Below are 24,341 nucleotides of genomic sequence, written 5' to 3' on the forward strand. Positions count from 1 at the left end.
GGAGCCGGTCCATGGGTGTCAGCCGCCGGGAGGTCACCGGCTTCGCGCTCGCCGGGATCCTCGCGTACGCCGCCGACCTGGGACTCTTCCTCTGGCTGCGCGGATTCCTGCGCTGGGACCCGCTCGCCGCCAAGACCGTGTCGTTCCTCGCCGGGTGCACGGTCGCGTACCTCGGCAACGCCCTCGGCACGTACCGGGGCAGGCACGTCGGCTGGCGCGAGTACACCGTCTTCTTCGGTGTGAACGCCGCCGGAGCCCTCCTCCAACTGCTCTGCCTCACCGTGTCGCACTACGGCCTGGGGCTGACCTCGGCCCGCGCGGACACCCTCTCCGGCGCGGTCATCGGCATGGGGCTCGCCACCGGTCTGCGCTTCTGGGGGACGAGGACGCTGGTCTTCGGCGGCGAGGGTAGGCGTACGCCATGGACCGGCTGACGAAACTTCCCGTGATCGGCCCCTGGCTGGCCCGCCTCATGCGCACCCACGCCTGGCGCTCCTACGAGACCCTCGACCGGGTGCACTGGACCCGGCTCGCCGCCGCGATCACCTTTGTCAGTTTCCTCTCGCTCTTCCCGCTCATCACCGTGGCCGCCGCGATCGGCGCCGCGCTGCTCAGCACCGCCCAGCTGAACACCATGCAGCACACGCTCGCCCAGCAGGTGCCCGGCATCTCCGACCAGCTGGACATCGGCTCGCTGGTCGCGAACGCGGGCACGGTCGGTGTCGTCGCCGGGGCCGCGCTGCTGTTCACCGGCATCGGCTGGGTCGGCTCGATGCGGGACTGCCTGCGTGCGGTGTGGGAGATCGACGACGCCGACCAGGGCAACTTCGTGGTGCGCAAGCTCAAGGACGGCGGGATCCTGGTCGGCACGGGCGGCGCCGTACTGGTCTCGTTCGGCGCGTCGGCCGTCGGCACCAGCGCCGTCAACTGGACCGCCGACCGGGTCGGCCTCGAAAACGCGGGCTGGGGCGGCGCGCTCCTCCAGGGCGTGGCCTTCGTGCTGGCGGTACTCGCCGACTTCCTGGTCCTGCTGTACGTACTGACACTGCTGCCCGGCGTGGAACCGGCACGCCACCGGCTGATCACCGCCGGACTGATCGGCGCGCTCGGCTTCGAACTGCTCAAGGTGCTGCTCAGCGGCTACATGCGGGGCGTCGCCTCGAAGAGCATGTACGGCGCTTTCGGTGTCCCCGTCGCGCTGCTGCTGTGGATCAGCTTCACGGTGAAACTGCTGCTGTACTGCGCGGCCTGGACCGCGACGGGGCACACCGACGAGGAACCGGTCAGTGACGTGGAAAACGTCGTACCAGATCCGGCAGCGGCCAGCGCCGGTTCACCAGGAACACTCCGGCCGCCAACAGGAGCAACACGCCACCGCTGATGGCGAGGGCCGTACCCATGCCGCCGGAACCGCCGCCCGCCGGGGCCGCGGTGGTCCGCGCCGCACCCTTGCTGCCCTTCGCTCCCGCCGCGCCCGGGGCGCTCGCGGTGGGCTGCGGGGTCGCGAGGGCGGACTTCGGCGCGACCAGCTCACCGACCGGCGTGACCTTCCCCTCCGAGGCGAAGCCCCAGTCGAGGAGCCGCGCGGCCTCCTTGTAGACGGCGTGGCTCTCGGTCGAGCTCGGGTTCATGACGGTGACGAGCAGCACATGACCGTCGCGCTCGGCGACGGCCGTGTACGTGGCGCCCGCCATCGTGGTGTTGCCGTTCTTCACGCCTGCTATGCCCTTGTACTGGGTGACGCCGTCGGCACCGGTCAGCAGGCGGTTGGTGTTCTGGATGCCGAAGGTCTCGCGCTTCTTCCCCTTCTTCTTCATGCCGGGGAACTGCGCGGTGGCGGTCGAGCAGTACTCGCGGAACGCCTTCTTCTGGAGTCCGCTGCGGGCGAAGAGCGTCAGGTCGTACGCGCTGGAGACCTGGTGCGGGGCGTCGTAGCCGTCCGGCGAGACCACATGGGTGTCGAGCGCCTGGAGGTCGTCGGCGTGCTCCTGCATGTCCTTGACGGTCGCGGCCACCCCGTGGTTCATCGCGGACAGCACGTGCACCGCGTCGTTGCCGGAGCGCAGGAAGACCCCCAGCCACAGGTCGTGGACCGTGTAAGTGAGGTTCTCCTTGATGCCGACCAGGCTGCTGCCCGCGCCCATGCCGGCCAGGTCGGACGGCAGCACCTTGTGGGTCTCGGTCGGCTGGAACTTCGGCAGCAGCGTGTCCGCCATCAGCATCTTCAGCGTGGACGCCGGGGGCAGCCGCCAGTGCGCGTTGTGCGCGGCCAGCACCGAGCCGGACTCGGCGTCCGCGACGATCCAGGACCGTCCGGAGAGGTCCTTCGGCAGCACCGGGGCGCCGGCGCCGAGGTTCACCTGCGTACCCGACTGCCCGAGCCGGGCGCCGCCGACCTTCGACATGTGGCCGGGCGGCTTCGGATCGGCGCCGGTCGCGGCCGACGCGGGCACGGCGCAGAAGGCGGGCAGGCAGACGGCGGCGAGGACCGACAATGCGATCTTTTTCACGGCGGGCACGGGGGTGAACGTACAGGGCTTGTCCGGACGGCCCGACACCGCGGGTAGGAACTGCCGGACCGGGCCTTCCGCGCGGCCACCCTGACGGAACGGTGTGAAGTACGGAGTCGATAATGGGCGTATGAAGCTCAGCCGACCCGTCTCCTGGTTCCTGCTCGCCTTCGGGGTGTGGAGCTGGTTCATCTGGATCACTTTCGTCAAGAATCTCTGGCAGGACGGCAGCGGACTCGCCTTCGACGACGCGGGTGACCCGACCGCCTATTTCTGGATCCATCTGCTGCTCGCGATCACGTCCTTCCTTCTGGGGACGGCGGTGGGTGCGATCGGGTTCCGCGGATTGCGTGCGCTGCGCAGGGACGTCGCGTCCGATGTGTGAGGACGTCGTCCGACGACTGCGTGAGGGTGCCATCTAACGACTTGGCCTCATGTGGAGATTTTCTCTTTCACTTGTGAAATTCGTGTGGTTGGGTTGGCGCCGACTTGGGTCTGACGCGCGCGATCCGCGCGTCCACAGGGTGGGTTGAGGGGAACAGCACAATGCGTTCGATCCGAATGCGGATTCTGGCGATATGCGTCGTTCTGGCGTGCGCCGGTATCGGCGCTTGGCAATTGCTGCCCGACAGCGGCGGGAAGAAGACCCCGCTCGTCATCGGGACGACCGACGTGGTCTCCTCGCTCGACCCGGCCGAGGCGTACGACGCCGGTTCCTGGGCGCTCTACAGCACGCTCTACCAGTCGCTGATGACCTTCAACGTCGGCTCGTCGACCCCGGTGCCCGACGCGGCCAGCAACTGCAAGTTCACCGACGACGCGCTGCGCACCTTCACCTGCACCATGCGTGACGACCTCACCTTCTCCAACGGTCACAAGGTCACCGCCGAGGACGCGGCGTTCTCCTTCAACCGCGTGCTGCACATGAAGGACGGCAACGGGCCCGCGACGCTGTATCCGCTGCTGAAGAGCGTGGTGGCGTCGGGTGACAAGGTCACCTTCCACCTCAAGTCCCGTGACGCGACCTTCGCTTCGAAGATCGCCACCGGCGGTGGCGCGATCGTCGACCACACCGAGTACCCCGAGCACAAGGGGCGCAAGGGCAACTCGGTCGTCGGGTCCGGACCCTACGTACTCAAGTCCTACAAGGCCGGTGTCAGCGCGACGCTCGAACCGAACCCGAAGTACAAGGGCGCGGTCAAGAAGACCGGCGTGCCGGTCGAGATCCGCTACTTCAAGCAGCCGGACGAGCTCGCAGCCGCCTGGAAGCACAAGGACATCGACGTCGCGCACCGCGACCTGCCGCCCGGCATGCTGGCCCAGCTCTCGCCCAGCGACCCGGACGCCCAGGTCACCGAGTCCACCGGCAGCGAGATCCGCAACCTGGTCTTCAACGTGCGCAAGACCGCACCGCTGGCCGACATGAGGGTGCGGCAGGCCGCCGCGTCGCTCGTCGACCGCGCCCAGCTGGCCGAACAGGTCTACAAGGGCAGCGTGGAGCCGCTGTACTCGGAGATCCCGCAGGGCTTCACCGGCCACAGCACCGCGTTCTTCGACGCCTACCCGAAGGTCGACGTGTCGGCCGCCAAGCAGTCGCTGCTGGAGGCCGGTGTCCAGACCCCGGTGAGCTTCACCTACGGGTACTCCAGCACCAGCGTCACCGACGCGGAGGCCCAGCTGCTGAAGAAGCAGCTGGAGACGGGTGGCCTGTTCAAGGTCAAGCTCGTCAGGGAGACCGTCTGGCAGAAGTTCCAGGACGGCTACAAGAAGGGCAAGTACGACGCGTACGCCGTCGGCTGGATCGCCGACTACCCGGACGCCGACAACTACTCGCAGACGCTCGTCGGCACCGGCAACACGCTCTACAACGGCTACAGCAGCAAGCAGGTCGACAAGCTCATCGGCCAGACCCAGCAGTTCACCGACCGTGGCCGCACCGCCGACGACTTCAAGGCGATGCAGGACGCCATCGCCCACGACGTGCCGATGATCCCGCTCTGGCAGCGCAAGGACTACGTGCTGGCCAACAACGACGTGTCCGGCGGTCAGTACCTGTCGGACGGGAGCGGCGTCTGGCGCGTCTGGGAACTCGGCTGGCTGTAAGCCCCAGCCGGTAGCCCGCACACGCGGACAGGCCCCGGAACTCCCCGTACGACACGGGAGTTCCGGGGCCTGTTGCGTTCGGCCTGTTCCGTTCCGTCAGGACCGCTTGCGGGCCGTCGCCGTCTCGGCCATGCCCGGCAGGAAGTCGGTGAACAGCTCGTGCACCTCGTGGACGAGCGGCCGGAGCGCCCGGAACCTCGCCAGCGAGATGCCCCGGGTGGTGAGCCGCGCTCCCCGCCCCGCCAGCCGCCGGCTCCGCTCGCGACCGGGGGAGCGGTCGAAGACCCAGTACAGGACGAGTCCCATCTGGGACAGCCACATCAACTCCGGCAGGACGTCGACGAGTTCCGCGGGCACCTTCGCTCTGGTGCCCGCCAGCACTTCCCGGTGGATCGAGATGGACGCCTCACGGGCGGCCTCCGACTCGGTGGAGAAGGGGCTGAGCGGGCTCTCCGGGTCGGCGGCGTTCTTGAAGAACTGCGCCGCGAACTCGTGGTACGGCGCGGCGACATCGATCCAGGCCGTCAGCACCCCGGCCAGCCGGGTCTCCAGATCCGTCTCGTTGTCCAGCACCTGGCGCACCGCTGCCTGGTGTTCGGCGCCGATCCGGTCGTAGAACCCCTGGACCAGGTGTTCCTTGCTGGAGAAGTAGTAGTACGCGTTGCCGACGGAGACTCCGGCCTCCTGGGCGATGGCCCGCATGGTCGTCTTGTCGTAACCGCGCTCCTGGAAGAGCCGGAGCGCGGTTTCGAGAATGAGCGTACGGGTCTGTTCGCTCTTGGGGGCCTTTGCAGCAGTCACGGTGGATGAGCCTAACCGGGGACCTCGCACCGGTCACCGCAGGGCGGTGCGGTGACATTCCGGTACTTGGCCGCGGACAGCATCGCGACCCGGATGAAGGGAGTGCCCGCGGGGGTGGCCAGCCAGTGGGCCTTGGGCCGGTGTTCGGCCAGCGCCCACAGGCAGACGATCCAGGCGGCGGGCCCCCGGTAGATCTGGCCCTGGTCGCCGATCACGGTGATCTCCTCCAGGGTGGCCCGGTGGTCGAGCCCGGGGAAGCGCTCCACGGCCTCGGCGGACCCGGCGGGCACCATGTGCAGCGGCACGAGCTGGCGTTGCCCGCGCAGCCAGTGCCGCAGGTGGACGCAGAGCGGGCACCGGGCGTCGTACAGCACGGTCAGTTTCCTGACGGGGACGGCGGTCACGGCCGTTCAGGCCTTCGTGAACGGGCTGACCGGGTGGGCCGGGTTGACCCACCCCTGCGGTGCCACCGGCGGGGTCTGCTCGCGCTCCTGGATGCCGCGCCGGCGGAACCTGTTGAGCGCGTAGACGTTCCCGAGGTGCATCACGCCGAGGACGAGCAGCACGACGCCGAGCTTCCTGGACAGCGCCTCGAAGACTCCCCGGGTGTCACCGATGGTGGTGTCGTCCTGGAGGTACAGCGCCACGAAGCCCAGATTGACCAGGTAGAAGCCCACCACCAGCAGGTGGTTGACGGCATCCGCGAGCTTCTCGTTCCCGTGCAGCACATCGGCGAGGAACACCCGGCCGTTCCGGCTGAGGGTCCGCGCCACCCAGACGGTCAGTGCCAGGGCGATGACCAGATAGACGAGGTACGAGACAACGGTGAGGTCCATGACCCACCTTCCCTTGAACGCGTTCAAAAGCTGATGTCATGACTCTAGCGCTCCTTTTGAACACGTTCAACGCGCGGGGTCCGTCCACGACGAAGTCCGCCCCCGCGGTCCGGCATCGGAGCCGGACCGCGGGGGCGGACAGAAGTGGGTGGCAGGGAGGGGCGGGGAGTTACATGCTGCTCAGCGACCGTGCGTAGTTGAGCTGCCCCATCACCTGCTGGAACGACTGGGGGCCCCACGCCGGGACCATGGTCGTGTGGTGGCGGCCCCCGCTGGTCACCGAGATCTGGATGAAGCCGGTCGTCTTCTTCTCCTTCATCAGGAGGAAGAGCAGACCGACCAGACAGAACAGGGCGAAGACGATCGCCAGCACGACCGCGACCGTCGGGATCTTCTCCTCCGTACGGGACATGTCCGTCGCGTTCCAGACGGCGCCCCGCAGCGGCAGCGTGCCCGCCGGGGTGATGATGCCGTCCGGTACGACGGTGATGTCGCCGAGCGTCATCAGCGGGGCGCCGCCGCCCGCCGGTACCGGGAGGTTCGGCGGGGCCGGGTAGCCGTACGAGGGAGCCGCGTTCGGGTAGCCGTACCCGGGGCTCGCGGCGGGGTAGCCGTACCCCGGCACGGGCGGCCCCGAGGGCGGTTCCGGGCCCCACTGGTACGGATTCTGGTCACTCATCCCGCTCCCCGTTCTGTGGCGTACGTCAGGGAGATCCTGGCACAGCGCGACGCACGAGGGCCCCGCCGCCCGGATACCGGGAGTGCGGGGCCCTCGTGCGTATGCGGCAGTGCCGGTGCGGCAGTGCGCATGCGGTGGTGCCGGTGTGTCAGAAGCGGCGGGTGATGAGCGCGCGCTTCACTTCCTGGATCGCCTTGGTGACCTCGATACCGCGCGGGCAGGCGTCCGTGCAGTTGAACGTCGTGCGGCAACGCCACACGCCGTCCTTGTCGTTGAGGATCTCCAGGCGCTGCTCGCCGCCCTCGTCACGCGAGTCGAAGATGAAACGGTGCGCGTTGACGATCGCGGCCGGGCCGAAGTACTGGCCGTCGTTCCAGAACACCGGGCAGGACGAGGTGCACGCGGCGCACAGGATGCACTTCGTCGTGTCGTCGAACCGCGCCCGGTCCTCGGCGGACTGCAGACGCTCGCGCGTCGGCTCGTTGCCGCTGGTGATGAGGAAGGGCATCACATCGCGGTACGCCTGGAAGAACGGGTCCATGTCGACCACGAGGTCCTTGAGGACCGTCATGCCCTTGATGGCCTCGACCAGGATCGGCTTCTCGGGGTTGATGTCCTTGATCAGCGTCTTGCAGGCGAGCCTGTTCTTGCCGTTGATCCGCATCGCGTCGGAACCGCAGACCCCGTGCGCACAGGAACGGCGGAACGTCAGGGTGCCGTCCAGCTCCCACTTGATCTTGTGCAGAGCGTCGAGGACACGCTCCTTCGGGTCGATGAGGACCTCGAAGTCCTGCCACTGCGACTCGTCCGAGACCTCCGGGTTGAACCGGCGGATCCGGAAGGTGGCCGTGATGAACGGGGTGTCGGCGAAGCCGGCCTCGGCGGCGTCCGCCTTGTCCATGGTGGGGGTAGCCATCAGTACTTACGCTCCATCGGCTGGTAGCGGGTCTGGACGACCGGCTTGTAGTCGAGCCGGATCGACTCGGCGCCGTCGTCGCCCACCTCGCGGTACGCCATGGTGTGGCGCATGAAGTTGACGTCGTCGCGGTTCGGGAAGTCCTCGCGGTAGTGACCGCCGCGGGACTCCTTGCGCGCCAGGGCGGAGGTCGCCATGACCTCGGCGAGGTCCAGCAGGTTGCCCAGCTCGATGGCTTCGAGGAGGTCGGTGTTGAACCGTCGGCCCTTGTCCTGGATGGACACGTTCAGGTACCGCTCGCGCAGCTCGGCGATCTTGTCGACCGCCGTCTTGATCGTCTGCTCGGTGCGGAACACCATCACGTTGGCGTCCATGCACTCCTGGAGCTCCAGGCGCAGCGTGGCCACCCGCTCGTCACCCGTGGCGTTGCGCAGCCGCTCGACCTGGGCCTCGACCAGCGACGCCGGGTCCTCGGGAAGCGCGGCGAAGTCGCTCTTCGCGGCGTACTCGGCGGCGGCGATGCCCGACCGGCGCCCGAAGACGTTGATGTCGAGCAGCGAGTTGGTGCCCAGCCGGTTGGCGCCGTGCACCGAGACGCAGGCGACCTCGCCGGCCGCGTACAGGCCCGGAACGACCGTGGTGTTGTCCGCGAGGACCTCACCCTGGACGTTCGTCGGGATGCCGCCCATGGCGTAGTGCGCGGTGGGCTGGATCGGGATCGGGTCGGTGTACGGCTCGATGCCCAGGTACGTACGCGCGAACTCCGTGATGTCCGGGAGCTTGGCGTCCAGCTGCTCCGGCGGGAGGTGCGTCAGGTCCAGATACACGTGGTCGCCCTCGGGTCCGCAGCCGCGGCCCTCCCGGATCTCCGTGTAGATGGAGCGGGACACGACGTCACGGGACGCGAGGTCCTTCATGACCGGCGCGTACTTCTCCATGAAGCGCTCGCCGTCCTTGTTGCGGAGGATGCCGCCCTCACCGCGGGCGCCCTCCGTCAGCAGGATGCCCATGCGCCAGATGCCCGTCGGGTGGAACTGGAAGAACTCCATGTCCTCCAGGGGCAGACCGCGGCGATAGCAGGCGGCCTGGCCGTCACCGGTCAGGGTGTGCGCGTTGGACGTGACCTTGAAGAACTTGCCGGTGCCGCCGGACGCGTAGATCACGGACTTCGCCTGGAAGACGTGGATCTCGCCGGTGGCCAGCTCGTAGGCGACGACGCCCGCGGAGGTCTTCACCCCGTCGACCTCGACCAGCAGCTGGTCCAGGACGTAGAACTCGTTGAAGAACTCCACACCCTCCTTGACGCAGTTCTGGTAGAGGGTCTGGAGGATCATGTGGCCGGTGCGGTCCGCGGCGTAGCACGCACGGCGGACCGGGGCCTCACCGTGGCTGCGCGTGTGACCGCCGAAGCGGCGCTGGTCGATCTCCCCGGCGGGCGTCCGGTTGAACGGCAGGCCCATCTTCTCCAGGTCGAGGACCGCGTCGATGGCCTCCTTCGCCAGGATCTCGGCGGCGTCCTGGTCGACCAGGTAGTCGCCGCCCTTGATCGTGTCGAAGGTGTGCCACTCCCAGTTGTCCTCCTCGACGTTGGCCAGGGCGGCGGCCATGCCGCCCTGAGCCGCGCCGGTGTGGGAGCGCGTCGGGTACAGCTTCGTCAGCACGGCGGTCCGGCTGCGCTTGGTCGACTCGATGGCCGCGCGCATTCCGGCGCCGCCGGCGCCGACGATGACGGTGTCGTACTTATGGATCTTCATGATGAAAGCGCCTCGGTCCCGGGCTTCTAGGAGATGTTCGGGTCGAAGGTGAAGATCACCAGCGTGCCCAGCAGGATGGTGAACACCGTGGCGGTGTACAGCAGGCCCTTGAGCCACAGGCGCGTGTTGACACGCTCCGCGTAGTCATTGATGACGGTACGGAGGCCATTGGCGCCGTGGAGCATCGCCAGCCAGAGCATCAGCAGGTCCCAGCCCTGCCAGAACGGCGAGGCCCAGCGGCCCGCCACGAAGGCGAAGCCGATCCTGGCCACACCGCCGTCGAGCACCAGCTGGATCAGCAGGTGGCCGAGGACGAGGACGACCAGCACGATGCCCGAGAGGCGCATGAAGAGCCAGGCGTACATCTCGAAGTTGCCACGAGTGGACTTCGGCGTCTTCTTGGTCCGTGCGCGCGGGGGCTCGATGAGCGGCGCGGGGTTGTCGACGTCGAAGAGGGAGACGCCCTCGACGGGGCCGACAGCGGCAGAGGTCTCAGCAGACATTCAGTCCTCAGCTCCCGAACAGTTCGCGTGCGGCGTGGCCGAGTACGGGGTAGAGCGCCCCGATCATCAGCAAGACCCAGATGCCCACGACGGACCACAGCATCTGCTTCTGGTGGCGCGGGCCCTTGGACCAGAAGTCCACGGCGATGATGCGCAGGCCGTTCAGAGCGTGGAAGAGGATCGCTGCGACAAGGCCGTACTCAAGAAGGCCGACGATCGGCGTCTTGTAGGTAGCGATGACCTTGTCGTAGTCCTCGGGGGAGATACGGACGAGAGCAGTGTCCAGGACGTGTACGAACAGGAAGAAGAAGATGAGGACGCCGGTGACTCGATGAGCCACCCAGGACCACATACCTTCCCGGCCGCGGTACAGCGTTCCAGCCGGCACGGAAAAACCCTCCGGGAGCGGGGGACGGGGGTCATGCCGCCAGCTTCTCCCGGTGGGAGGAGCTGTGTCGGTCTGGCCCGGCCGGGTACGGTCCACCGGCCCCGGCCATCGTAGCGACGACTTGTCGGTTCCTTCGCGCCGGGGCCTGCGGTGTGATCAAACAGGCAATCAAACAGCCACGGACGGGCTACCGGCATGGCCTGTATCCGCCATAAGACGGGCGATTCGCCCTCGGGCGAGTCGGCGCAGCTCGTCCGCCGCGACCGCTCTCTCCTCGTCCGGCTCGTGCGAGAGCCGGGTGCGGATCCCGGTGAGTACCTGGTCGAGGTGTTCGGCCGGCCGGATGTCGTCGAGGCAGATCACGAAGGCGTGACCGAAGCGGCTCTCGTACGCGGCGTGCGCGGCCCGCAGCGCGGTGCGCGCGGCTCGGGGTGCGCTGTCGTGGAGCAGCGCGGACACCGGATCCTCCCAGGGGAGGCCGAGCGGGGAGTGCCCCGCGGCCAGAGCCTGCGCGAGGTCGGCGGGGGACAGGTCGTAGCCGGCTTCGTCGGATGCGGCGAACAGAGCGGCCAGATCGGGGTAGGGGCGGTGTGCGGCGAGCCGCTGGGCCCACCGGTGGCTGCCGCAGCAGGCGAGCAGCGCGGTTTCGGCGGCGCCCGCCGGTGCCGAGTTGAACCGGTCGAGACCGGGCAGCCGTTGGTGCTGTGCGGGTATCGCGGTGCGGGCCGGAGTGCGCGTGGTGTGGTGGAGTGTCGGCGGTCGCGTCGGAGCGCCGGCGTGGGAATCGCTGGACAGCGTGGACTCCTCGAACACGACAGGCATGACAGAAAGGTCGGGTGGCGGGTGGTGAGAGAGCCGCAACGCTATCGATGCATGGTGTCGAGTGTCCGACGGATGCACGAATTTCACCCGGAAGGGAGAGTTTCAAGGCGCGTGGTGGACGATTTGGTTGGCGTTTCGCCCTACCTTCGCAGTGAATGGGAGGTTTTTGAGTCATGAAGACAATCAAAGGATCGGTGCCCCTGACCGTAGGGGTGGGGGTCGTGGCTGCTGCCGCGCTGCTCACCGTCGCGGTCTGGCCGGACGACGACACGTACGGCGGGAGCGGGCCCGCGAGCCGTGGACCGGCGGTGGACTCCTCCGCGTCCGGCTCCGCGTCGGCGCGGACGTATCCGCTCTCCGCGGCGCCCCGCACCATCCCCTCGGTACGCGAGCACGGCCCGGCACGCGGTCCGGGCTGGCGCCCGCAGAAGGACTCCCGGGTACTGGTCGCCGAGGGCAGCAAGGGGCTCACGGACGAGGGCAAGCTCCTCGCGCACGAGCTGAAACTCGGTTACGCGTACGGCGGCAAGGCCCACGCCGGTGACATCGAACTCGCCCTGGCGCCGGACTCGAAGGCGCCCCGGGAGTCGTACACCCTCACCGCCCGCGACCAGCAGGTCAAGATCACCGGGCCCGACGAGGCCGGTGTCTTCTACGGCACCCGCACGGTCAAGCAGTCGGTGCTGGCGGACGGGCAGGTGCCGGAGGGCGTCGTGCACGACCAGCCCGACCGGCCGCAGCGCGGGCTGAACCTCGACATCGCCCGCAAGCCCTACAGCGCGAGCTGGATCGAGGACCGGGTGCGGGAGATGGCCGACCTCAAGCTCAACCAGCTGTGCCTGCACTTCTCCGACGACCAGGGCTTCCGCATCGCGTCGAGCTCCGACCCCGCGGTGGTCTCGCCCGACCACCTCAGCAAGGCCCAGGTCACCAAGATCGTCTCCCTCGCGTCGAGCCTGCACATCACGGTCGTCCCGGAGATCGACTCGCCGGGACATCTGGGCGCCGTGATCAAGGCGCATCCGGGCATCCAGCTGAAGAACGTCAACGGCGTCGCCACGCCCGGCGCGGTCGACATCTCGAACCCGGAGTCGGGACGCGTCGTCGACCAGCTGATCCATGAGTACGAGGGGCTCTTCCCCGGTGCGTACTGGCACCTCGGCGGCGACGAGTACCAGGCGCTGATGGCGAAGAACCCGGAGGCCTCCTATCCGCAGCTGGCCCAGGCCGCCCATAAGAAGTACGGCTCCAACGGCACGATCAAGGACCTGGCCACCGGCTGGCTGAACGACCGGGCGGCGGTCGTCATCAAGGACAAGAAGACGCCCAAGGCCTGGAACGACGGCTTCTACAGCGGCGTCTCGGTCGCCGCGAACCCGGCCATCGAGGCCGAGTACTGGACGGGCAAGGAGTACGGGGCCCGGCCGCCCGTCGACTATCTGAGCACCGGCCGGAAGATGATGAACCTCAACGACGAGTACCTCTATTACGTACTCGGCCAGCCGAACGACTTCACCTACCCGACGGGCAAGCGGATCTACGAGCAGTGGACCCCGCTGGTCATGCGCGGCACGACACCGGTTCCGTCGAAGTACTCGCACCTCATCCTGGGCGGCCGGTTCGCCGTGTGGGGCGACATCGCGAACGCGCAGACCCCGGCGCAGGTCGCCGCGGGCATCCGGATGCCGCTGATGGCGACGGCCCAGAAGCTGTGGGACCCGGACAAGCCGAAACTGACCTGGACGCAGTTCGGGAAGCTGGCGGCGAAGGTGGGCTGATCCGGGTGCGCCGCCGGGGTGGGACTCCGGGGTGAGGTGCCCGCGGTGTCCGGACGCGGTGCCGGGGCCGCTCACCCCTACGGAGGTATCCGCCCGTTCTGCCGGGGTGGCGGAGACACACAGGTCAGGACCGCTTTTCCCGGGCAGGCAGGCGCTACTCCGAGTGAGGTGGCGATTGCGCGGTGCAGGTGGCCTTCGCAAGGTGGCGGGAGTACCTCTCGCGGCTCCGAAAGGAACGTTCTCCATGCGAATGTCCCCGAAGGCCGGCCTCCTCGTCACCTCCGCCGCCTGCGGCGCGCTCACCCTGGGCGCAGCCGGGCCTGCGGCGTACGCGGCCGTCGGCGAACCGCCCGCAGCGAGCGAACCGCCCGCAGCGAGCGCACCGGCCGCGCCGGACCCGGGTGCCGCGCTCAAGGCGAAGGCGGCGGCCGGTCTCCGGGCCAAGGTCGACGCCCTGGTGAAGGCGTCCACGAGCGGCAAACCCGCGGAAGTCACCGCCGCGGCCCAGGCCGTGGTGGCCGCCCAGGTGAACGTCCTCGCCTCCATCGTGCTCGGCGGCGGTCTCCCGGCCGCCCACCTGCCGGCTCTGCCGACGCTGCCCAAGGTGCCCGGCGTGCCCCAGTTGCCCGCGGCCCCGGGCCTGCCGCTCTCCTGACCCGCTCTTCTGACCCGCCGTCCGGACCACGCATGAGCGGGGCCCGCGGTGCCGTCCGACGGTGCCCCGCGCCTTCGCGGTCACCGGTGACGGGTGTCCGGGGGTGTGCGGGTGGGCTTCGTCACTCGGCGGGCGTCAGCGCCCCGCGCGTCGTAGCGTCCAAGAATGGACTTCAACATCACCGCGGAGGAAGAAGCGCTGCTCCTCCGTATCCGTGAGCACCTGCACGCAGGCAACAGGCCCGGCGAGGCCGAACTCGCGGCCGAACTCGGCGACGACGTACGGGCGCAGGTGCGCAGCCTCGGCACACGCGGCTGGCTCGTCGTGCGGCCCGGGTCCGGCGGTGAGGTCTACGTCGAAGGGCTCTCGACCCTCGCGGAGTCGGCGCTGTCGAACCGGCGGGACGTGGGCGACCGCTGAGGGGCTGCGGGGTGACCCCGGGGAGCGTTCCGGCACCCGTCAGACGAGCAGTTGCAGCAGGTGCGCGCAGGCGTCCGGTTCGGTCGCGTACCGGCCGATGATCTCGTACAGGCCCCGTTCGAACGCGCCGGTCTCCCACGCCCCGCCGTCCGGAGTCCTCCGCAGGAAGAGGAAGTCGGGGGGCGTGGGGACCGGTTCATGGACCCCCTCGATGCGGTAGTAGCCGTCGGGCACTCCCGCCGTGCGCAGTGCGGCGTGCAGTTCGTGGCGGTCCATGGGCGTCCTACTTGCCGGTCGTGGTGGCGTACCCGAGGTAGTGATGGTCCAGCAGCCACTTCACGTTCAGCCGCTGGCCCTCGCCCGGGTTCAGGAACACCTGGTCGAGCTTGATCTGCTGCCCGCCGCCGGGCTGCTCGAACCAGGGGGCGATGCCGCCCTGCCACACCCAGAACGGCTTGGTGACCTTGTAGACGTGATAGTCGCAGGGCATCGTGGCGTCACGGGTGTTGAGGCTCTGCGGGGGCAGCGCCCGCTTGGCGTACGAGTCACCGGCGGGCGCGAGGTACGAACCGTACTCGGAACCGAAGCGGTCCAGACGCTCGCCGGTGCGGAGCTTCGAAGGCTCCTTGTCCACCTGGCCGTTGACCTCCTTGAACCCGTCGTTCGGCGGGTACTTCCAGCTGCCCGTGTCCGCGGGTCCCTCCCAGTACTTCGCCAGGAAGGCCGACGGGGACAGCTGCCCGGTCCGCTTGTACCCCTTGAGCAGGGGGCCCACCGGCTTCTCGTGCTTCGTCGGCAGCCACTGCGGCCCGAGCCGGGAGTCGGCGTGGAACTCCCCGGAGCAGGGGGCGTGCCGCTGCGCGACGGCCGGAGTCCGGTCCGCCTGCTGCGGGGGCGGCGGAGCGGCGCTCGCAGCAGCGGGAGCCACCACGGTCGCCGCGGTGATGGTGAGCGCGGCGAGAACGGTGCGAATTCGGTTCACTCAAGGTCCCCTTGTGTACTGAGGCCCGATTGGGCTGTATCACGCAAGGTAGCCGATCGGTCACGTTCTGCGGGGGGCTTTACGACAGGGGGGCGCAATACGGCAGTTGGGCGCGCTCGCGGGTCGTGCGAGGCTCGGCCGGTTCCGGCGTCCAGGTGCGGTCCCGGGGGGCCGGTGTGGAAGCGTGCGCGGTGGGGCCCGATGCGCGGGGGCGTGCGCGCCGGATGACCTGACGGAGTGTGTTTTGTCCGCTTTCTGTAACGCGGCGAAGTTTCTCCGGCTGTCCTGCCCGGTGCGGTTCAGAGTGTGGATGTCCGGCGCAGAGCCGGAAGTTCATCTGCACCATGCGTGGGCCGACCGGCGTACGCATGCCCTGATCTGGGGGTTCCATGTCGTCTTTGTCTTCGGGTTCCCGTCTCGCCGCAGTTGTGCTGGCCTCCGGGGCCCTGCTCGCCGCCGCCTTCCCGGCAGCGGCGACCGGCCATCACCACAACCACCCCGCACCGCACCCCGAGCGGTCCGTGGTCGCGCTCGGCGCCGTCCACTTCAACGGTCCGGGTCGTGGCCACCGCCCCGGCCAGGGCCTGGACGCCGAGTGGGTCACGGTCACGAACAACTCCCGCAGGCCGGTGGAGCTGAAGGGCTGGACGCTGAGCGACGCGCAGCACCACTCCTACCGCTTCCACGCGCTGCGTCTCGGTGCCCACAAGTCGGTGAAGGTCCACACCGGCACCGGCCGTGACAACGGGCGCGACGTCTACCAGAACCGGCACGCCTCGATCTGGGACCGGGCCGGGGACACCGCGACCCTGCGCAACGCGCGCGGCCGGATCACGGACACCGAGAGCTGGGGGCGCCATCACCGCTGACCGTCGAGGTGACATGAGGTGACATCGGTGCGCCACGAGTGGTCCCGCTCGTGGCGCACTGCTGTGCCGCCACGGGGAATTCCACCGGCGATGTCCGGGACCGGGAGACGACCGGGGCCGCCACCCCCCACAGGAGAGGCCCCGGTCGCCGTCCGCGGGAGCCGCGGAACGGTCCCGTATACCTTTCAGCGCCGGGCGTGCGTTTTCTGTCACACCGCGCAGAGTCAGTGAGCTGTTGCTGGTTGTACAAGTCGTGGACGAAGGCCGGGCGAGGCCGTAGCGTGACGGATCGCGCGAGGCAGCGCGGCAGTGGCGACCAGCTGCGGATCGGGGAGCAGTGCGGCGGGACGGGTTGAGGAAGTGCTGGGGGACGACGCGGGGCTGACCGCCGCGGTGCTCGCGGCGCAGGACGGGGACGAAGACGCCTTCCGGACTGTGTACCGCGCCGTGCACCCGCGGCTGCTCGGCTATGTACGGACACTGGTCGGCGACCCGGACGCCGAGGACGTCGCTTCGGAGGCGTGGCTGCAGATCGCCCGCGACCTGCAGCGGTTCAGTGGTGACGCGGACCGGTTCCGCGGCTGGGCGGCGCGCATAGCCCGTAACCGCGCGCTGGACCATATACGGATGCGGGGCAGGCGCCCCGCCACCGGCGGTGACGAGTCCGAACTCGCGGGGGAGCCCGGCGATGCGGACACCGCGGGCGAGGCCATCGAAGCCCTGGCCACCGGCCGGACGATGCGGCTCATCGCCCAGCTCCCGCAGGACCAGGCCGAGGCGGTCGTCCTGCGGGTCGTCGTCGGGCTCGACGCCAAGACCGCGGCCAGGACGCTCGGCAAGCGGCCCGGCGCGGTGCGGACCGCCGCGCACCGCGGACTGAAGCGGCTCGCCGAACTCCTGGGCCCGGACGCCGACCCGCACGGACCCGACGGCGCGTCCGTGGGCATCGCCGAGCGCCCCCCGCGCGAGGGCGCGGCGGCCGCGGTCGGTGTGACGCATTCGCGTCCGTGGACGCAGAAGGACATGTGATGGCCGACGAGCGGTGTGAATGGCTTGACAAGGACACTGCGGAGCGATTGCTGCGCGGTGAGCCGGTCGGTGCCGTCGACGATCAGGCAAGGGCGCGGGCCGCGCGGCTGTATGCCGCGCTGGACAGTGCGGCCCGGCCGGCCATGTACCCCGAGATCGGTGAACTCCCCGGTGAGAAGGGTGCGTTGGAGGCGTTCCGGCTGGCCAGGGACGAGTCGGGGACGCTGGGGCGGGTACGGCTCGGTTCAGCGGCCGGGGTCGGGACCGGGGCCGGGGCCGGCGGGCGGTTGCGCGGACCTGTGCGGTTCAGCATCGCCGCCGTGGTGGCCGGATGTGCGCTGAGCGGGGTCGCGGTCGCCGCGGGGACGGGCCTGCTGCCCTCGCCCTTCGGCCGCAGCGAACCCATGCCCGCCTCCTCGGTGTCCGGGGTCGCGACACCCAGCCCGCTCATCTCCGAATCGCCGACGGACGACGCCACGGGTGCGTCGCCGGGCCCCGGGACCGGCTCACCGGCCGACGACGCCCCCGACGGCCGGACCGCGCCGCCCGCCGGACACGAGGACGACGACGGCGAGCACAGCGGGAACACCGACCGGGCCGAGGGCGCGGGCAAGGGTCTTGGCACAGGCGGCAAGGGCAAGGCGAACGGTAAGGGCAGCGGCAAGGCCGACGGCAAGGACAAGTGGGCACCCGCCGGCGGTAACAACCACACCTCCGGGGACGTCTACCGCAGGCTCGCTGCGGCCTGCCGCGACTACCGCGCGGGACACGTCGACAGCGAGCGCAGGCGGAGACTGGAGTCGGAGGCCCGCGGGGCGGAGAAGGTCGCGAAGTTCTGCGACCGGCTGCTGGGCCCCGGCCGCGGACCCGACCACCCCATTTCCTACGTGCCGGCGCCGCCCCTCTCCTCCGCGAGCCCCGCTCCGTCACCCTCGCCCTCGGTCAGCCTTCCGGTGACACCCCAGCCGGGTGACGGAGGCGGCGGGAAGGCCTCGGCGGGCTCGAGCGACTCGTAGGCGCGCGGAGCTTGTCCGGCGGATCAGCGCCGGACGGGACCCGGGTGTGACACTTTCCGAGCGTCCGGCGCAGTACAGAGTGAGCCGACTGGTCATCGGCCGCGTGTGAGCCGGGGTTCCCCCCGTACCTTCGGCTCCGCGCAACCGGCGCGGGTGGGTTACGTTCCCCCGGACCCACCCGCGCCCCCAACTCCTCCGGCTCCTCCGGGCGCTCCTCACCTGTAGACGACGACCTTGTCGCCGGTCCGCACCTGGTCGAAGAGCGACGCGATCTTCGCCTCGTCCCGGACGTTGACGCAGCCGTGCGAGGCGCCGTTGTAGCCGCGCGCCGCGAAGTCCGACGAGTAGTGCACCGCTTGGCCGCCGCTGAAGAACATCGCGTACGGCATGGCCGTGTGGTAGATCGTCGAGACGTGGTGCCTGCTCTTGAAGTCGACGTGGAAGGTGCCTTCGCGGGTCGGCGTGTACTGCGAGCCGAAGCGCACATCCATCGTCGAGAGCACCTTGCCGTCGTTGACCCAGCTCAGGCTGCGGCTGGTCTTGCTGATGCAGAGCACCCGGCCCTTCAGGCAGCGCGGATCGAGCTTGGCCGGATGAACGCTGCCCTTCGTGCCGTTCAGCTCGTCGCGCGTCGGGGTCCGGGTCATCGTCAGCAGCTTCTGCCAGGTGACGGTGTCCGTGGCGCCGGTGGCGGCGAGGCCCCGTTTGTCCTGGAAGCCCTTGACCGCGGCGGCGGTCACCGGTCCGTACGTCCCCGTCGGCGTCCCGCCGAACCAGGCGATCTGCCGCAGCCTGGCCTGGAGTTCGCGCACCTGCTTGCCGGTGGCGCCGCTCGCCATCAGCGTCCTGCCGGGCGGGGGCGGCGTGGGCTTCGCGGGCGTCCCGGACGTCTCGGACGCTGATGGGGTGGGTCTCGGCTTGGGTGCGGCGCTGCCCGGCGAGCGGGTGGCCGGGGCGTCCGGTGACCCGGAAGCCGTGGTCCGGCCCGCACCCCCGGGTTTCCCGTCGCCCGCGTCCGCCGTCTTCGCCGTCTCCACGGAACAGCTCGCCGTCACGGCCACCACCGCCGCAGCGGCAACTGCTCTGCACAGCAACATCTTCTGCATCTACGCCCCCTCGTCTCTCCGGTGCCACTCGGGCCACTCGGCGCCACTCGGCGCTCCTGGTGTTCCTGGTGTTCCCTGGGACTGATTCCCGCTCCGGGCGGTTGCGAAAGCCAGGAGAAGGCCACGGCTGTGAGCAAGGTCCCAGCGTGTGCGACTCCACCCGCCGCACACCCCCCGCTACAGTCCGTCGCGAGGACCGGGACCTACCAACAGGTAACTTCTCAGCGGGAGGCAGCAGCAGATGGCGAGCGAAACCGGCAGTGACCGGCTGACCGAGAGCGGGTTCGCGATCGAGCCGGTGTACGGACCGGACGCCCAGGACGGCTGGGACCCCGCCGCGAAACTGGGCGAGCCCGGCGCGTACCCCTACACCCGGGGCGTCTACCCGTCGATGTACACCGGCCGGCCGTGGACCATGCGCCAGTACGCCGGGTTCGGCACGGCCGTGGAGTCCAACGCCCGCTACAAGCAGCTCATCGCCAACGGCACCATGGGCCTCTCCGTCGCCTTCGACCTGCCCACGCAGATGGGCCACGACAGCGACGCCCCGATCGCGTCGGGCGAGGTCGGCAAGGTCGGGGTCGCCATCGACTCGCTCGACGACATGCGGGTGCTGTTCGACGGGATCCCGCTGGACAAGGTCTCCACCTCGATGACCATCAACGCCCCCGCCGCGCTGCTCCTGCTGATGTACCAACTGGTCGGCGAGGAGCAGGGCGTACCGGCCGACCGGATCACCGGGACCGTCCAGAACGACGTGCTGAAGGAGTACATCGCGCGCGGCACGTACATCTTCCCGCCCAAGCCCTCGCTGCGGCTGATCGCGGACATCTTCCAGTACTGCCGCGCAGAGATCCCCAAGTGGAACACCATCTCGATCTCCGGCTACCACATGGCCGAGGCGGGTGCCACGCCCGCGCAGGAGATCGCCTTCACGCTGGCCGACGGCATCGAGTACGTACGGACCGCCGTCGCGGCCGGGATGGAGGTGGACGACTTCGCGCCCCGGCTCTCCTTCTTCTTCGTCTCGCGCACGACGATCCTCGAAGAAGTCGCCAAGTTCCGTGCGGCGAGGCGGATCTGGGCCCGCGTGATGCGCGAGGAGTTCGGCGCGAGGAACCCCAAGTCGCTGATGCTGCGCTTCCACACCCAGACCGCGGGCGTCCAGCTCACGGCCCAGCAGCCCGAGGTCAATCTGGTGCGGGTGGCCGTGCAGGGACTGGCCGCCGTCCTCGGCGGTACGCAGTCGCTGCACACCAACTCCTTCGACGAGGCCATCGCGCTGCCCACCGACAAGTCGGCCCGCCTCGCGCTGCGCACCCAGCAGGTCCTCGCCTACGAGACGGACGTCACCGCCACCGTCGACCCGTTCGCGGGCTCGTACGTGGTGGAGAAGCTGACGGACGACGTCGAGGAGGCCGCCCTGGCGCTGATGGAGCGGGTCGAGGACATGGGCGGTGCGGTGGCCGCCATCGAGAACGGCTTCCAGAAGGGCGAGATCGAGCGCAGCGCGTACCGCATCGCCCAGCAGACCGACAGCGGTGAGCGGGTCGTGGTCGGCGTCAACCGCTACCAGCTGGACGCGGAGGAACCGTACGAACCGCTGCGCGTGGACCCGACGATCGAGGCCCAGCAGGCCGCCCGGCTGGCGGCGCTCCGCGCGGACCGGGACCAGCCCGCGGTCGACACGGCGCTCGCCGCGCTGCGGGAGGCGGCCGGGGGTACGGAGAACGTGCTGTACCCGATGAAGGAGGCGCTCAGGGCGCGGGCCACGGTCGGCGAGGTCTGCGACGCGCTGCGCGAGGTGTGGGGGACGTACGTGCCGACCGACGTGTTCTGACGGGCTGTTCCGGAGCGGGGGCGGGGCCCGGGGCGAGACCGGAAGGAGGCCGGAAGCGAGGGCCGGAGGAGAGGCCGGGGTCCATCGTTCGCACGCCGGGACCGGATGTCGTACCCGCGTGCGAGACTCGGTCCATGCTCGGCGTCACTGATCTCCCGACCTACCTCGCCGGCCTGGTGCTGATCGTTCTGCTGCCGGGCCCCAACTCGCTGTACGTACTCTCCGTTGCGGCCCGGCGCGGGGTGCGCACCGGCTACCGGGCGGCGGCCGGGGTCTTCTGCGGGGACACCGTCCTGATGACCCTCTCCGCGGCGGGGGTCGCCTCGCTGCTCCAGGGCAACGCGCTGCTGTTCGGCATGGTGAAGTACGCGGGCGCCGGGTACCTCACCTACCTGGCGGTCGGCATGATCCGGACGGCCCGGTCGCTCTGGCGCGACCGGCAGGAGCGCGCCGAGCGTTCGGCGGACGGGGCGCCGGAGAGGGCCGCTGCCGAAAGCCCCGCGGGCTCGGCAGGTCCCGCGGGTTCCGCGGGCTCCGCGGCTCCGGAGGGCTCCGTGGCGGAACGTCCTTTCCGCCGGGCCCTGGTGGTCAGTCTGTTCAACCCGAAGGCGATCCTCTTCTTCATCTCCTTCTTCGTGCAGTTCGTCGACCCGCACTACGCCTATCCGGCGCTCTCCTTCATGGTCCTGGGCGCGCTGGCCCAGATCGCGAGCTTCCTCTACCTCACCCTGCTGATATTCAGCGGCACCCGGCTCTCGGCGGCCTTCCGCCGCCGCAGGCGCCTCTCGGCGGGCATGACGACCGCCGCCGGTGCGCTCTTCCTGGGCTTCGCGGTGAAGCTCTCGCTCAGCAGCGTGTGAGGTTGCCGGGCGTATTGCGCCTGAAGCGACGGTGAAGCAAATGTCAGCGTCCTCGCCCGGCTTGGGCAGGGGGCGCGAGTTCATTCATTCAGTGGGCAGGGCCCAGGAAGGGCCTTCAGGCTCCCGGTACCAGACGCGCTGACCTTCCGACGTGATCGTGAGACCGAATTCCTCTCGGGCCGGAGCGCCCTCCGGGAAGACGGAGGCCAGTTCTTCCACCTTGTCCCAGAGTCGCTGGGGGCCGATTTGCCGGACCTTCCCCGATACGTGGGCCGTGGCTGTGGACCCGTCCTCTGTCCACAGCCCGACGCCGGTCAGCTCGCCCGACTCGTCCCGCCAGGAACACGAGTTGTACCCGGGCAACGCGAGGGACAACGGGAACTTCAGCCGGTCGAGCACATCCGCGGCAGGTACATCGGTGGCCGTGCCGGTCGCCTGGGCCTCCAGCCCCGCGAAGTCAGGTCCACTGGCAGCGGGGGTCCGGCGCGGCATGAAGAACGCAGGCACGGACAGGAAACGTCCTGATGCCTCGCCCTTGCCCGCGACGACGACCTTGACGACACCGAATCCGATCGGCGCGACGATGACTGACCCTTCGCGGGTCTGGCCCAGCAGAGCGGGAGGAATGCAGTGAAGGCTGGCGGTAGCGATGATGCGGTCATAGGGTGCTCGGGCTGGATAGCCTTCCGCACCGTCCCCGGCAAACACGAAGGGGCGGTACGCCCCCTTCGCCAGGCGCTTCCGAGCGAGGTGGACGAGATCGGGGTCGACGTCCACGCTCACGACGTTGTCACTTCCCAGGAATGACGAGGCCAGGGCCGAGTTGTACCCGGTACCGAGGCCCAACTCGTAGAGCTGGTGACCGGGCTTTGCGTCAAGGGCGTCGAGCATGGCCAACATCAGGCTGGGCTGGCTGGATGACGAAGTAGGGATGCCACGCTCGTCCAGTTGTGTGGTCAGCGCGGTGTCCGAGTACACGGTCTCCCAGTAGCCCGGATCTCCACTGGAGACCTCCTGCCACCGGCCTTGCCCGTCCTGCCGGTAGAAGTCCGGGACGTAGTGTTCCCGCGGTACCTCGGCAAACGCTGCCAGCCATGGGCTCTGTCGCTCTTCACCGAGGGAGGCAGCGAACTTGACGCGCAGTACGGCCGGTGAGGGGTCGTTCGTCCGGGTCATGTCGTGGTCCCTTGCAGGTAATCAGCGTGTGCGGCGGCGATGGGTAATCCGGTGTGGTTCTCGACCCACGACCACGTGCCGGCCGGGTTGTTCTCGAAGAACACCCACTCGTCATCGGGGGTTACGGCGAAGTCGAAGGAGCCGAACACGATCCCGTACGAGGTCATGAAGCGGCGGACGGCCGTCGCGACCTTGTCGGGCACGGTGGTCGTGCCGTACCGCAAGTTCTCGTAGTCGGTTCGCCAATCGGTGCGTGCCTTCTCGGAGGTGCCGGTGATCGTTCCCGCGAACAGGTTTCCGTCCACGACGACCAGGCGTACCTCGTACTGCTTCGGGATGTCCTCCTGGAAGTAGTGCGCGGTCAGCCGAATGCTGTCGTCGAAGCCAACCGGGTCCACTCGGTGGGTGGCCACCATCAGTTGTCGGCCCTCGCCCGTGTCCAGGCGTCCACCGAGGACTGGCTTGCAGATCAAGGGGCCGTTCGCTGTCTTCGCGAAGGCGCGGGCTTCGCTTGGATCGTTGGTGATGATGCTGCTTGGTACCCGAAGGCCGGCACGGGTGGCCGCGACGAGCTGCTGCGGCTTGTGCGCGGCGATGCGGTCGTGATGAGGGTTGTTGATCCAGCGGACAGGCAGGGCGGACAGCAGGTTCAGCATTGCTGCATCCGCTTGGTTCTGGGCCCAGGTCGCATACGGCTCAGCCACGGTGTCGGCGATGACGGGGCGTCCGGGCCGCCTGTAGTAGACGGCCCGGACGTCCTCAAGCCGCACCGATCGGTGCTCGTCACTCAGTACGCCTTCCCATCCCGCGTCTGTCGGCCTATGGCCGGCAGACAGGGTCACGTGCTGGGGGAAGTCGGCCGAGTCGAATCGCATGACAGGTACGTCGCGCTGGTTCAGTTGGTCCACAACCATGTCAGCCGAGGCGTCCAGCCGTTCAGCGACGACGAGTACAGGTCGGGCGGCCCTCATCAGGAGGCGGGAGCGAAGTAGGGATCGCTCACGTCATCGCCCTTGCCGTCCAGGTTGGTATCGGTGGTCGACGCCGCGTGGTCGGCGGTGTGCCAAGGCGTGCCGTCCGCCTGCACGTTGAGCTGGTGCTCCCCGTCCCAGACAACTCCCTCGATAGATGTGGTGACCAGGCATGGCGGGGCAGCCGCACGGGCGGCGAACGGAATGACTGCTGTGCTGCTCATGAAACCTCCAACGAACTGTGCATGGACCTTTCCGGGCAGATGCTCGGAGAGGAGCTTGGGGAAGCGGCTACTTGGCCGCTTCAGGGAGTGCTGCCCTTCCTAC

28 protein-coding genes are annotated in these 24,341 nt (G+C 69.2%); 12 read left to right on the forward strand and 16 right to left on the reverse strand.

Annotated elements, in window-relative coordinates:
- Positions 1–11 precede the first annotated feature (11 nt).
- Both NBY69_RS08460 and NBY69_RS08465 read left to right on the forward strand, forming a co-directional pair.
- On the forward strand, positions 12–434 hold the full coding sequence (locus NBY69_RS08460; RefSeq protein ID WP_250299497.1) for a GtrA family protein: 423 nt from the start codon (positions 12–14) through the stop codon (positions 432–434).
- Positions 422–1,381, forward strand: a complete 960-nt coding sequence (locus tag NBY69_RS08465) for a YihY/virulence factor BrkB family protein (protein ID WP_250299498.1) — start codon at positions 422–424, stop codon at positions 1,379–1,381. The genes NBY69_RS08460 and NBY69_RS08465 overlap by 13 nt, the downstream gene beginning before the upstream one ends.
- Here the strand turns inward: NBY69_RS08465 and NBY69_RS08470 are convergent.
- Entirely contained in the window at positions 1,284–2,519 is a 1,236-nt protein-coding gene (locus NBY69_RS08470; protein ID WP_326694172.1) for a D-alanyl-D-alanine carboxypeptidase, read from the reverse strand. The two genes, NBY69_RS08465 and NBY69_RS08470, sit on opposite strands and share 98 nt — an antisense overlap.
- Before the next feature lie 121 nt (positions 2,520–2,640).
- On the opposite strand from NBY69_RS08470, the gene NBY69_RS08475 reads away from it, so the two are divergent.
- Entirely contained in the window at positions 2,641–2,895 is a 255-nt protein-coding gene (locus NBY69_RS08475) for an SCO4848 family membrane protein (protein ID WP_250299499.1), read from the forward strand.
- Between the two features lie 161 nt (positions 2,896–3,056).
- Positions 3,057–4,613, forward strand: a complete 1,557-nt coding sequence (locus NBY69_RS08480; protein ID WP_250299500.1) for an ABC transporter substrate-binding protein — start codon at positions 3,057–3,059, stop codon at positions 4,611–4,613.
- Positions 4,614–4,709: 96 nt separating this feature from the next.
- Here NBY69_RS08480 and NBY69_RS08485 read toward each other — a convergent pair whose 3' ends face one another.
- The 9 genes from NBY69_RS08485 to NBY69_RS08525 form a co-directional block, all read right to left on the reverse strand.
- Positions 4,710–5,414 carry a TetR/AcrR family transcriptional regulator gene (locus tag NBY69_RS08485; protein ID WP_250299501.1) on the reverse strand — a complete coding sequence of 235 codons (705 nt, stop codon included), beginning with the start codon at positions 5,412–5,414 and terminating at the stop codon, positions 4,710–4,712.
- Between the two features lie 11 nt (positions 5,415–5,425).
- Positions 5,426–5,818: a thiol-disulfide oxidoreductase DCC family protein gene (locus NBY69_RS08490; protein ID WP_250299502.1), complete on the reverse strand. Its 393-nt coding sequence runs from the start codon at positions 5,816–5,818 to the stop codon at positions 5,426–5,428.
- 6 nt (positions 5,819–5,824) lie between these two features.
- Entirely contained in the window at positions 5,825–6,250 is a 426-nt protein-coding gene (locus NBY69_RS08495) for a hypothetical protein (RefSeq protein ID WP_250299503.1), read from the reverse strand.
- 169 nt (positions 6,251–6,419) lie between these two features.
- Positions 6,420–6,929: a hypothetical protein gene (locus NBY69_RS08500; protein ID WP_250299504.1), complete on the reverse strand. Its 510-nt coding sequence runs from the start codon at positions 6,927–6,929 to the stop codon at positions 6,420–6,422.
- Positions 6,930–7,077: 148 nt separating this feature from the next.
- On the reverse strand, positions 7,078–7,845 hold the full coding sequence (locus NBY69_RS08505) for a succinate dehydrogenase iron-sulfur subunit (RefSeq protein WP_250299505.1): 768 nt from the start codon (positions 7,843–7,845) through the stop codon (positions 7,078–7,080).
- A complete protein-coding gene (sdhA, locus tag NBY69_RS08510) occupies positions 7,845–9,599 on the reverse strand; it encodes a succinate dehydrogenase flavoprotein subunit (protein WP_250299506.1) in 1,755 nt (584 codons plus the stop codon). Before sdhA ends, NBY69_RS08505 begins: the two co-directional genes overlap by 1 nt.
- A gap of 26 nt (positions 9,600–9,625) precedes the next feature.
- Positions 9,626–10,102: a succinate dehydrogenase hydrophobic membrane anchor subunit gene (locus tag NBY69_RS08515; protein WP_250299507.1), complete on the reverse strand. Its 477-nt coding sequence runs from the start codon at positions 10,100–10,102 to the stop codon at positions 9,626–9,628.
- Positions 10,103–10,109: 7 nt separating this feature from the next.
- Complete coding sequence (gene sdhC / locus NBY69_RS08520; RefSeq protein ID WP_266641247.1) at positions 10,110–10,490, reverse strand: succinate dehydrogenase, cytochrome b556 subunit; 381 nt, start codon at positions 10,488–10,490, stop codon at positions 10,110–10,112.
- Positions 10,491–10,658: 168 nt separating this feature from the next.
- Positions 10,659–11,312, reverse strand: a complete 654-nt coding sequence (locus NBY69_RS08525) for a 2-oxo-4-hydroxy-4-carboxy-5-ureidoimidazoline decarboxylase (RefSeq protein WP_250299508.1) — start codon at positions 11,310–11,312, stop codon at positions 10,659–10,661.
- Positions 11,313–11,485: 173 nt separating this feature from the next.
- On the opposite strand from NBY69_RS08525, the gene NBY69_RS08530 reads away from it, so the two are divergent.
- The 3 genes from NBY69_RS08530 (at position 11,486) to NBY69_RS08540 (ending at position 14,165) form a co-directional block, all read left to right on the forward strand.
- Positions 11,486–13,090 carry a glycoside hydrolase family 20 protein gene (locus NBY69_RS08530; RefSeq protein WP_250299509.1) on the forward strand — a complete coding sequence of 535 codons (1,605 nt, stop codon included), beginning with the start codon at positions 11,486–11,488 and terminating at the stop codon, positions 13,088–13,090.
- Positions 13,091–13,334: 244 nt separating this feature from the next.
- Positions 13,335–13,745, forward strand: coding sequence for a hypothetical protein (locus NBY69_RS08535; protein WP_250299510.1), 411 nt, complete (start codon positions 13,335–13,337; stop codon positions 13,743–13,745).
- Positions 13,746–13,910: 165 nt separating this feature from the next.
- Entirely contained in the window at positions 13,911–14,165 is a 255-nt protein-coding gene (locus tag NBY69_RS08540; protein ID WP_250299511.1) for a hypothetical protein, read from the forward strand.
- 39 nt (positions 14,166–14,204) lie between these two features.
- Here the strand turns inward: NBY69_RS08540 and NBY69_RS08545 are convergent, their stop codons facing one another.
- Together NBY69_RS08545 and NBY69_RS08550 are read right to left on the reverse strand one after the other, a co-directional pair.
- Positions 14,205–14,441 carry a hypothetical protein gene (locus NBY69_RS08545; protein ID WP_250299512.1) on the reverse strand — a complete coding sequence of 79 codons (237 nt, stop codon included), beginning with the start codon at positions 14,439–14,441 and terminating at the stop codon, positions 14,205–14,207.
- Positions 14,442–14,448: 7 nt separating this feature from the next.
- Positions 14,449–15,147, reverse strand: a complete 699-nt coding sequence (locus NBY69_RS08550; RefSeq protein ID WP_250299513.1) for a TNT domain-containing protein — start codon at positions 15,145–15,147, stop codon at positions 14,449–14,451.
- A gap of 389 nt (positions 15,148–15,536) precedes the next feature.
- On the opposite strand from NBY69_RS08550, the gene NBY69_RS08555 reads away from it, so the two are divergent.
- The 3 genes from NBY69_RS08555 (at position 15,537) to NBY69_RS08565 (ending at position 18,061) form a co-directional block, all read left to right on the forward strand.
- On the forward strand, positions 15,537–16,016 hold the full coding sequence (locus NBY69_RS08555; protein ID WP_250299514.1) for a lamin tail domain-containing protein: 480 nt from the start codon (positions 15,537–15,539) through the stop codon (positions 16,014–16,016).
- 360 nt (positions 16,017–16,376) lie between these two features.
- Positions 16,377–17,045, forward strand: coding sequence for an RNA polymerase sigma factor (locus NBY69_RS08560; RefSeq protein WP_250299515.1), 669 nt, complete (start codon positions 16,377–16,379; stop codon positions 17,043–17,045).
- Positions 17,045–18,061, forward strand: a complete 1,017-nt coding sequence (locus NBY69_RS08565) for a hypothetical protein (RefSeq protein ID WP_250299516.1) — start codon at positions 17,045–17,047, stop codon at positions 18,059–18,061. Before NBY69_RS08560 ends, NBY69_RS08565 begins: the two co-directional genes overlap by 1 nt.
- Before the next feature lie 215 nt (positions 18,062–18,276).
- Here the strand turns inward: NBY69_RS08565 and NBY69_RS08570 are convergent, their stop codons facing one another.
- A complete protein-coding gene (locus tag NBY69_RS08570; protein WP_374211234.1) occupies positions 18,277–19,167 on the reverse strand; it encodes a L,D-transpeptidase family protein in 891 nt (296 codons plus the stop codon).
- A 241-nt stretch (positions 19,168–19,408) separates the two neighbouring features.
- Here NBY69_RS08570 and NBY69_RS08575 point away from each other — a divergent pair, with 241 nt between their 5' ends.
- Positions 19,409–21,007 carry a methylmalonyl-CoA mutase gene (locus NBY69_RS08575; RefSeq protein ID WP_250299517.1) on the forward strand — a complete coding sequence of 533 codons (1,599 nt, stop codon included), beginning with the start codon at positions 19,409–19,411 and terminating at the stop codon, positions 21,005–21,007.
- A 134-nt stretch (positions 21,008–21,141) separates the two neighbouring features.
- Positions 21,142–21,867 carry a leucine efflux protein LeuE gene (gene leuE, locus NBY69_RS08580; RefSeq protein ID WP_250299518.1) on the forward strand — a complete coding sequence of 242 codons (726 nt, stop codon included), beginning with the start codon at positions 21,142–21,144 and terminating at the stop codon, positions 21,865–21,867.
- A gap of 84 nt (positions 21,868–21,951) precedes the next feature.
- On the opposite strand, the gene NBY69_RS08585 is transcribed toward leuE, so the two are convergent.
- The 3 genes from NBY69_RS08585 to NBY69_RS08595 form a co-directional block, all read right to left on the reverse strand.
- The gene (locus NBY69_RS08585) at positions 21,952–22,845 is read right to left on the reverse strand and encodes a methyltransferase domain-containing protein (protein ID WP_250299519.1); all 894 of its coding nucleotides are present in this window, start codon (positions 22,843–22,845) and stop codon (positions 21,952–21,954) included.
- A gap of 194 nt (positions 22,846–23,039) precedes the next feature.
- The gene (tgmB, locus tag NBY69_RS08590; RefSeq protein ID WP_250299520.1) at positions 23,040–24,014 is read right to left on the reverse strand and encodes an ATP-grasp ribosomal peptide maturase; all 975 of its coding nucleotides are present in this window, start codon (positions 24,012–24,014) and stop codon (positions 23,040–23,042) included.
- Positions 24,014–24,238, reverse strand: coding sequence for a hypothetical protein (locus NBY69_RS08595; protein ID WP_250299521.1), 225 nt, complete (start codon positions 24,236–24,238; stop codon positions 24,014–24,016). The genes tgmB and NBY69_RS08595 overlap by 1 nt, the downstream gene beginning before the upstream one ends.
- Between the last annotated feature and the right edge of the window lie 103 nt (positions 24,239–24,341).

Origin of the sequence: Streptomyces sp. A 4/2 (assembly GCF_940670765.1) — a bacterium.
In the GTDB taxonomy this organism is placed as follows: Bacteria; Actinomycetota; Actinomycetes; order Streptomycetales; family Streptomycetaceae; genus Streptomyces.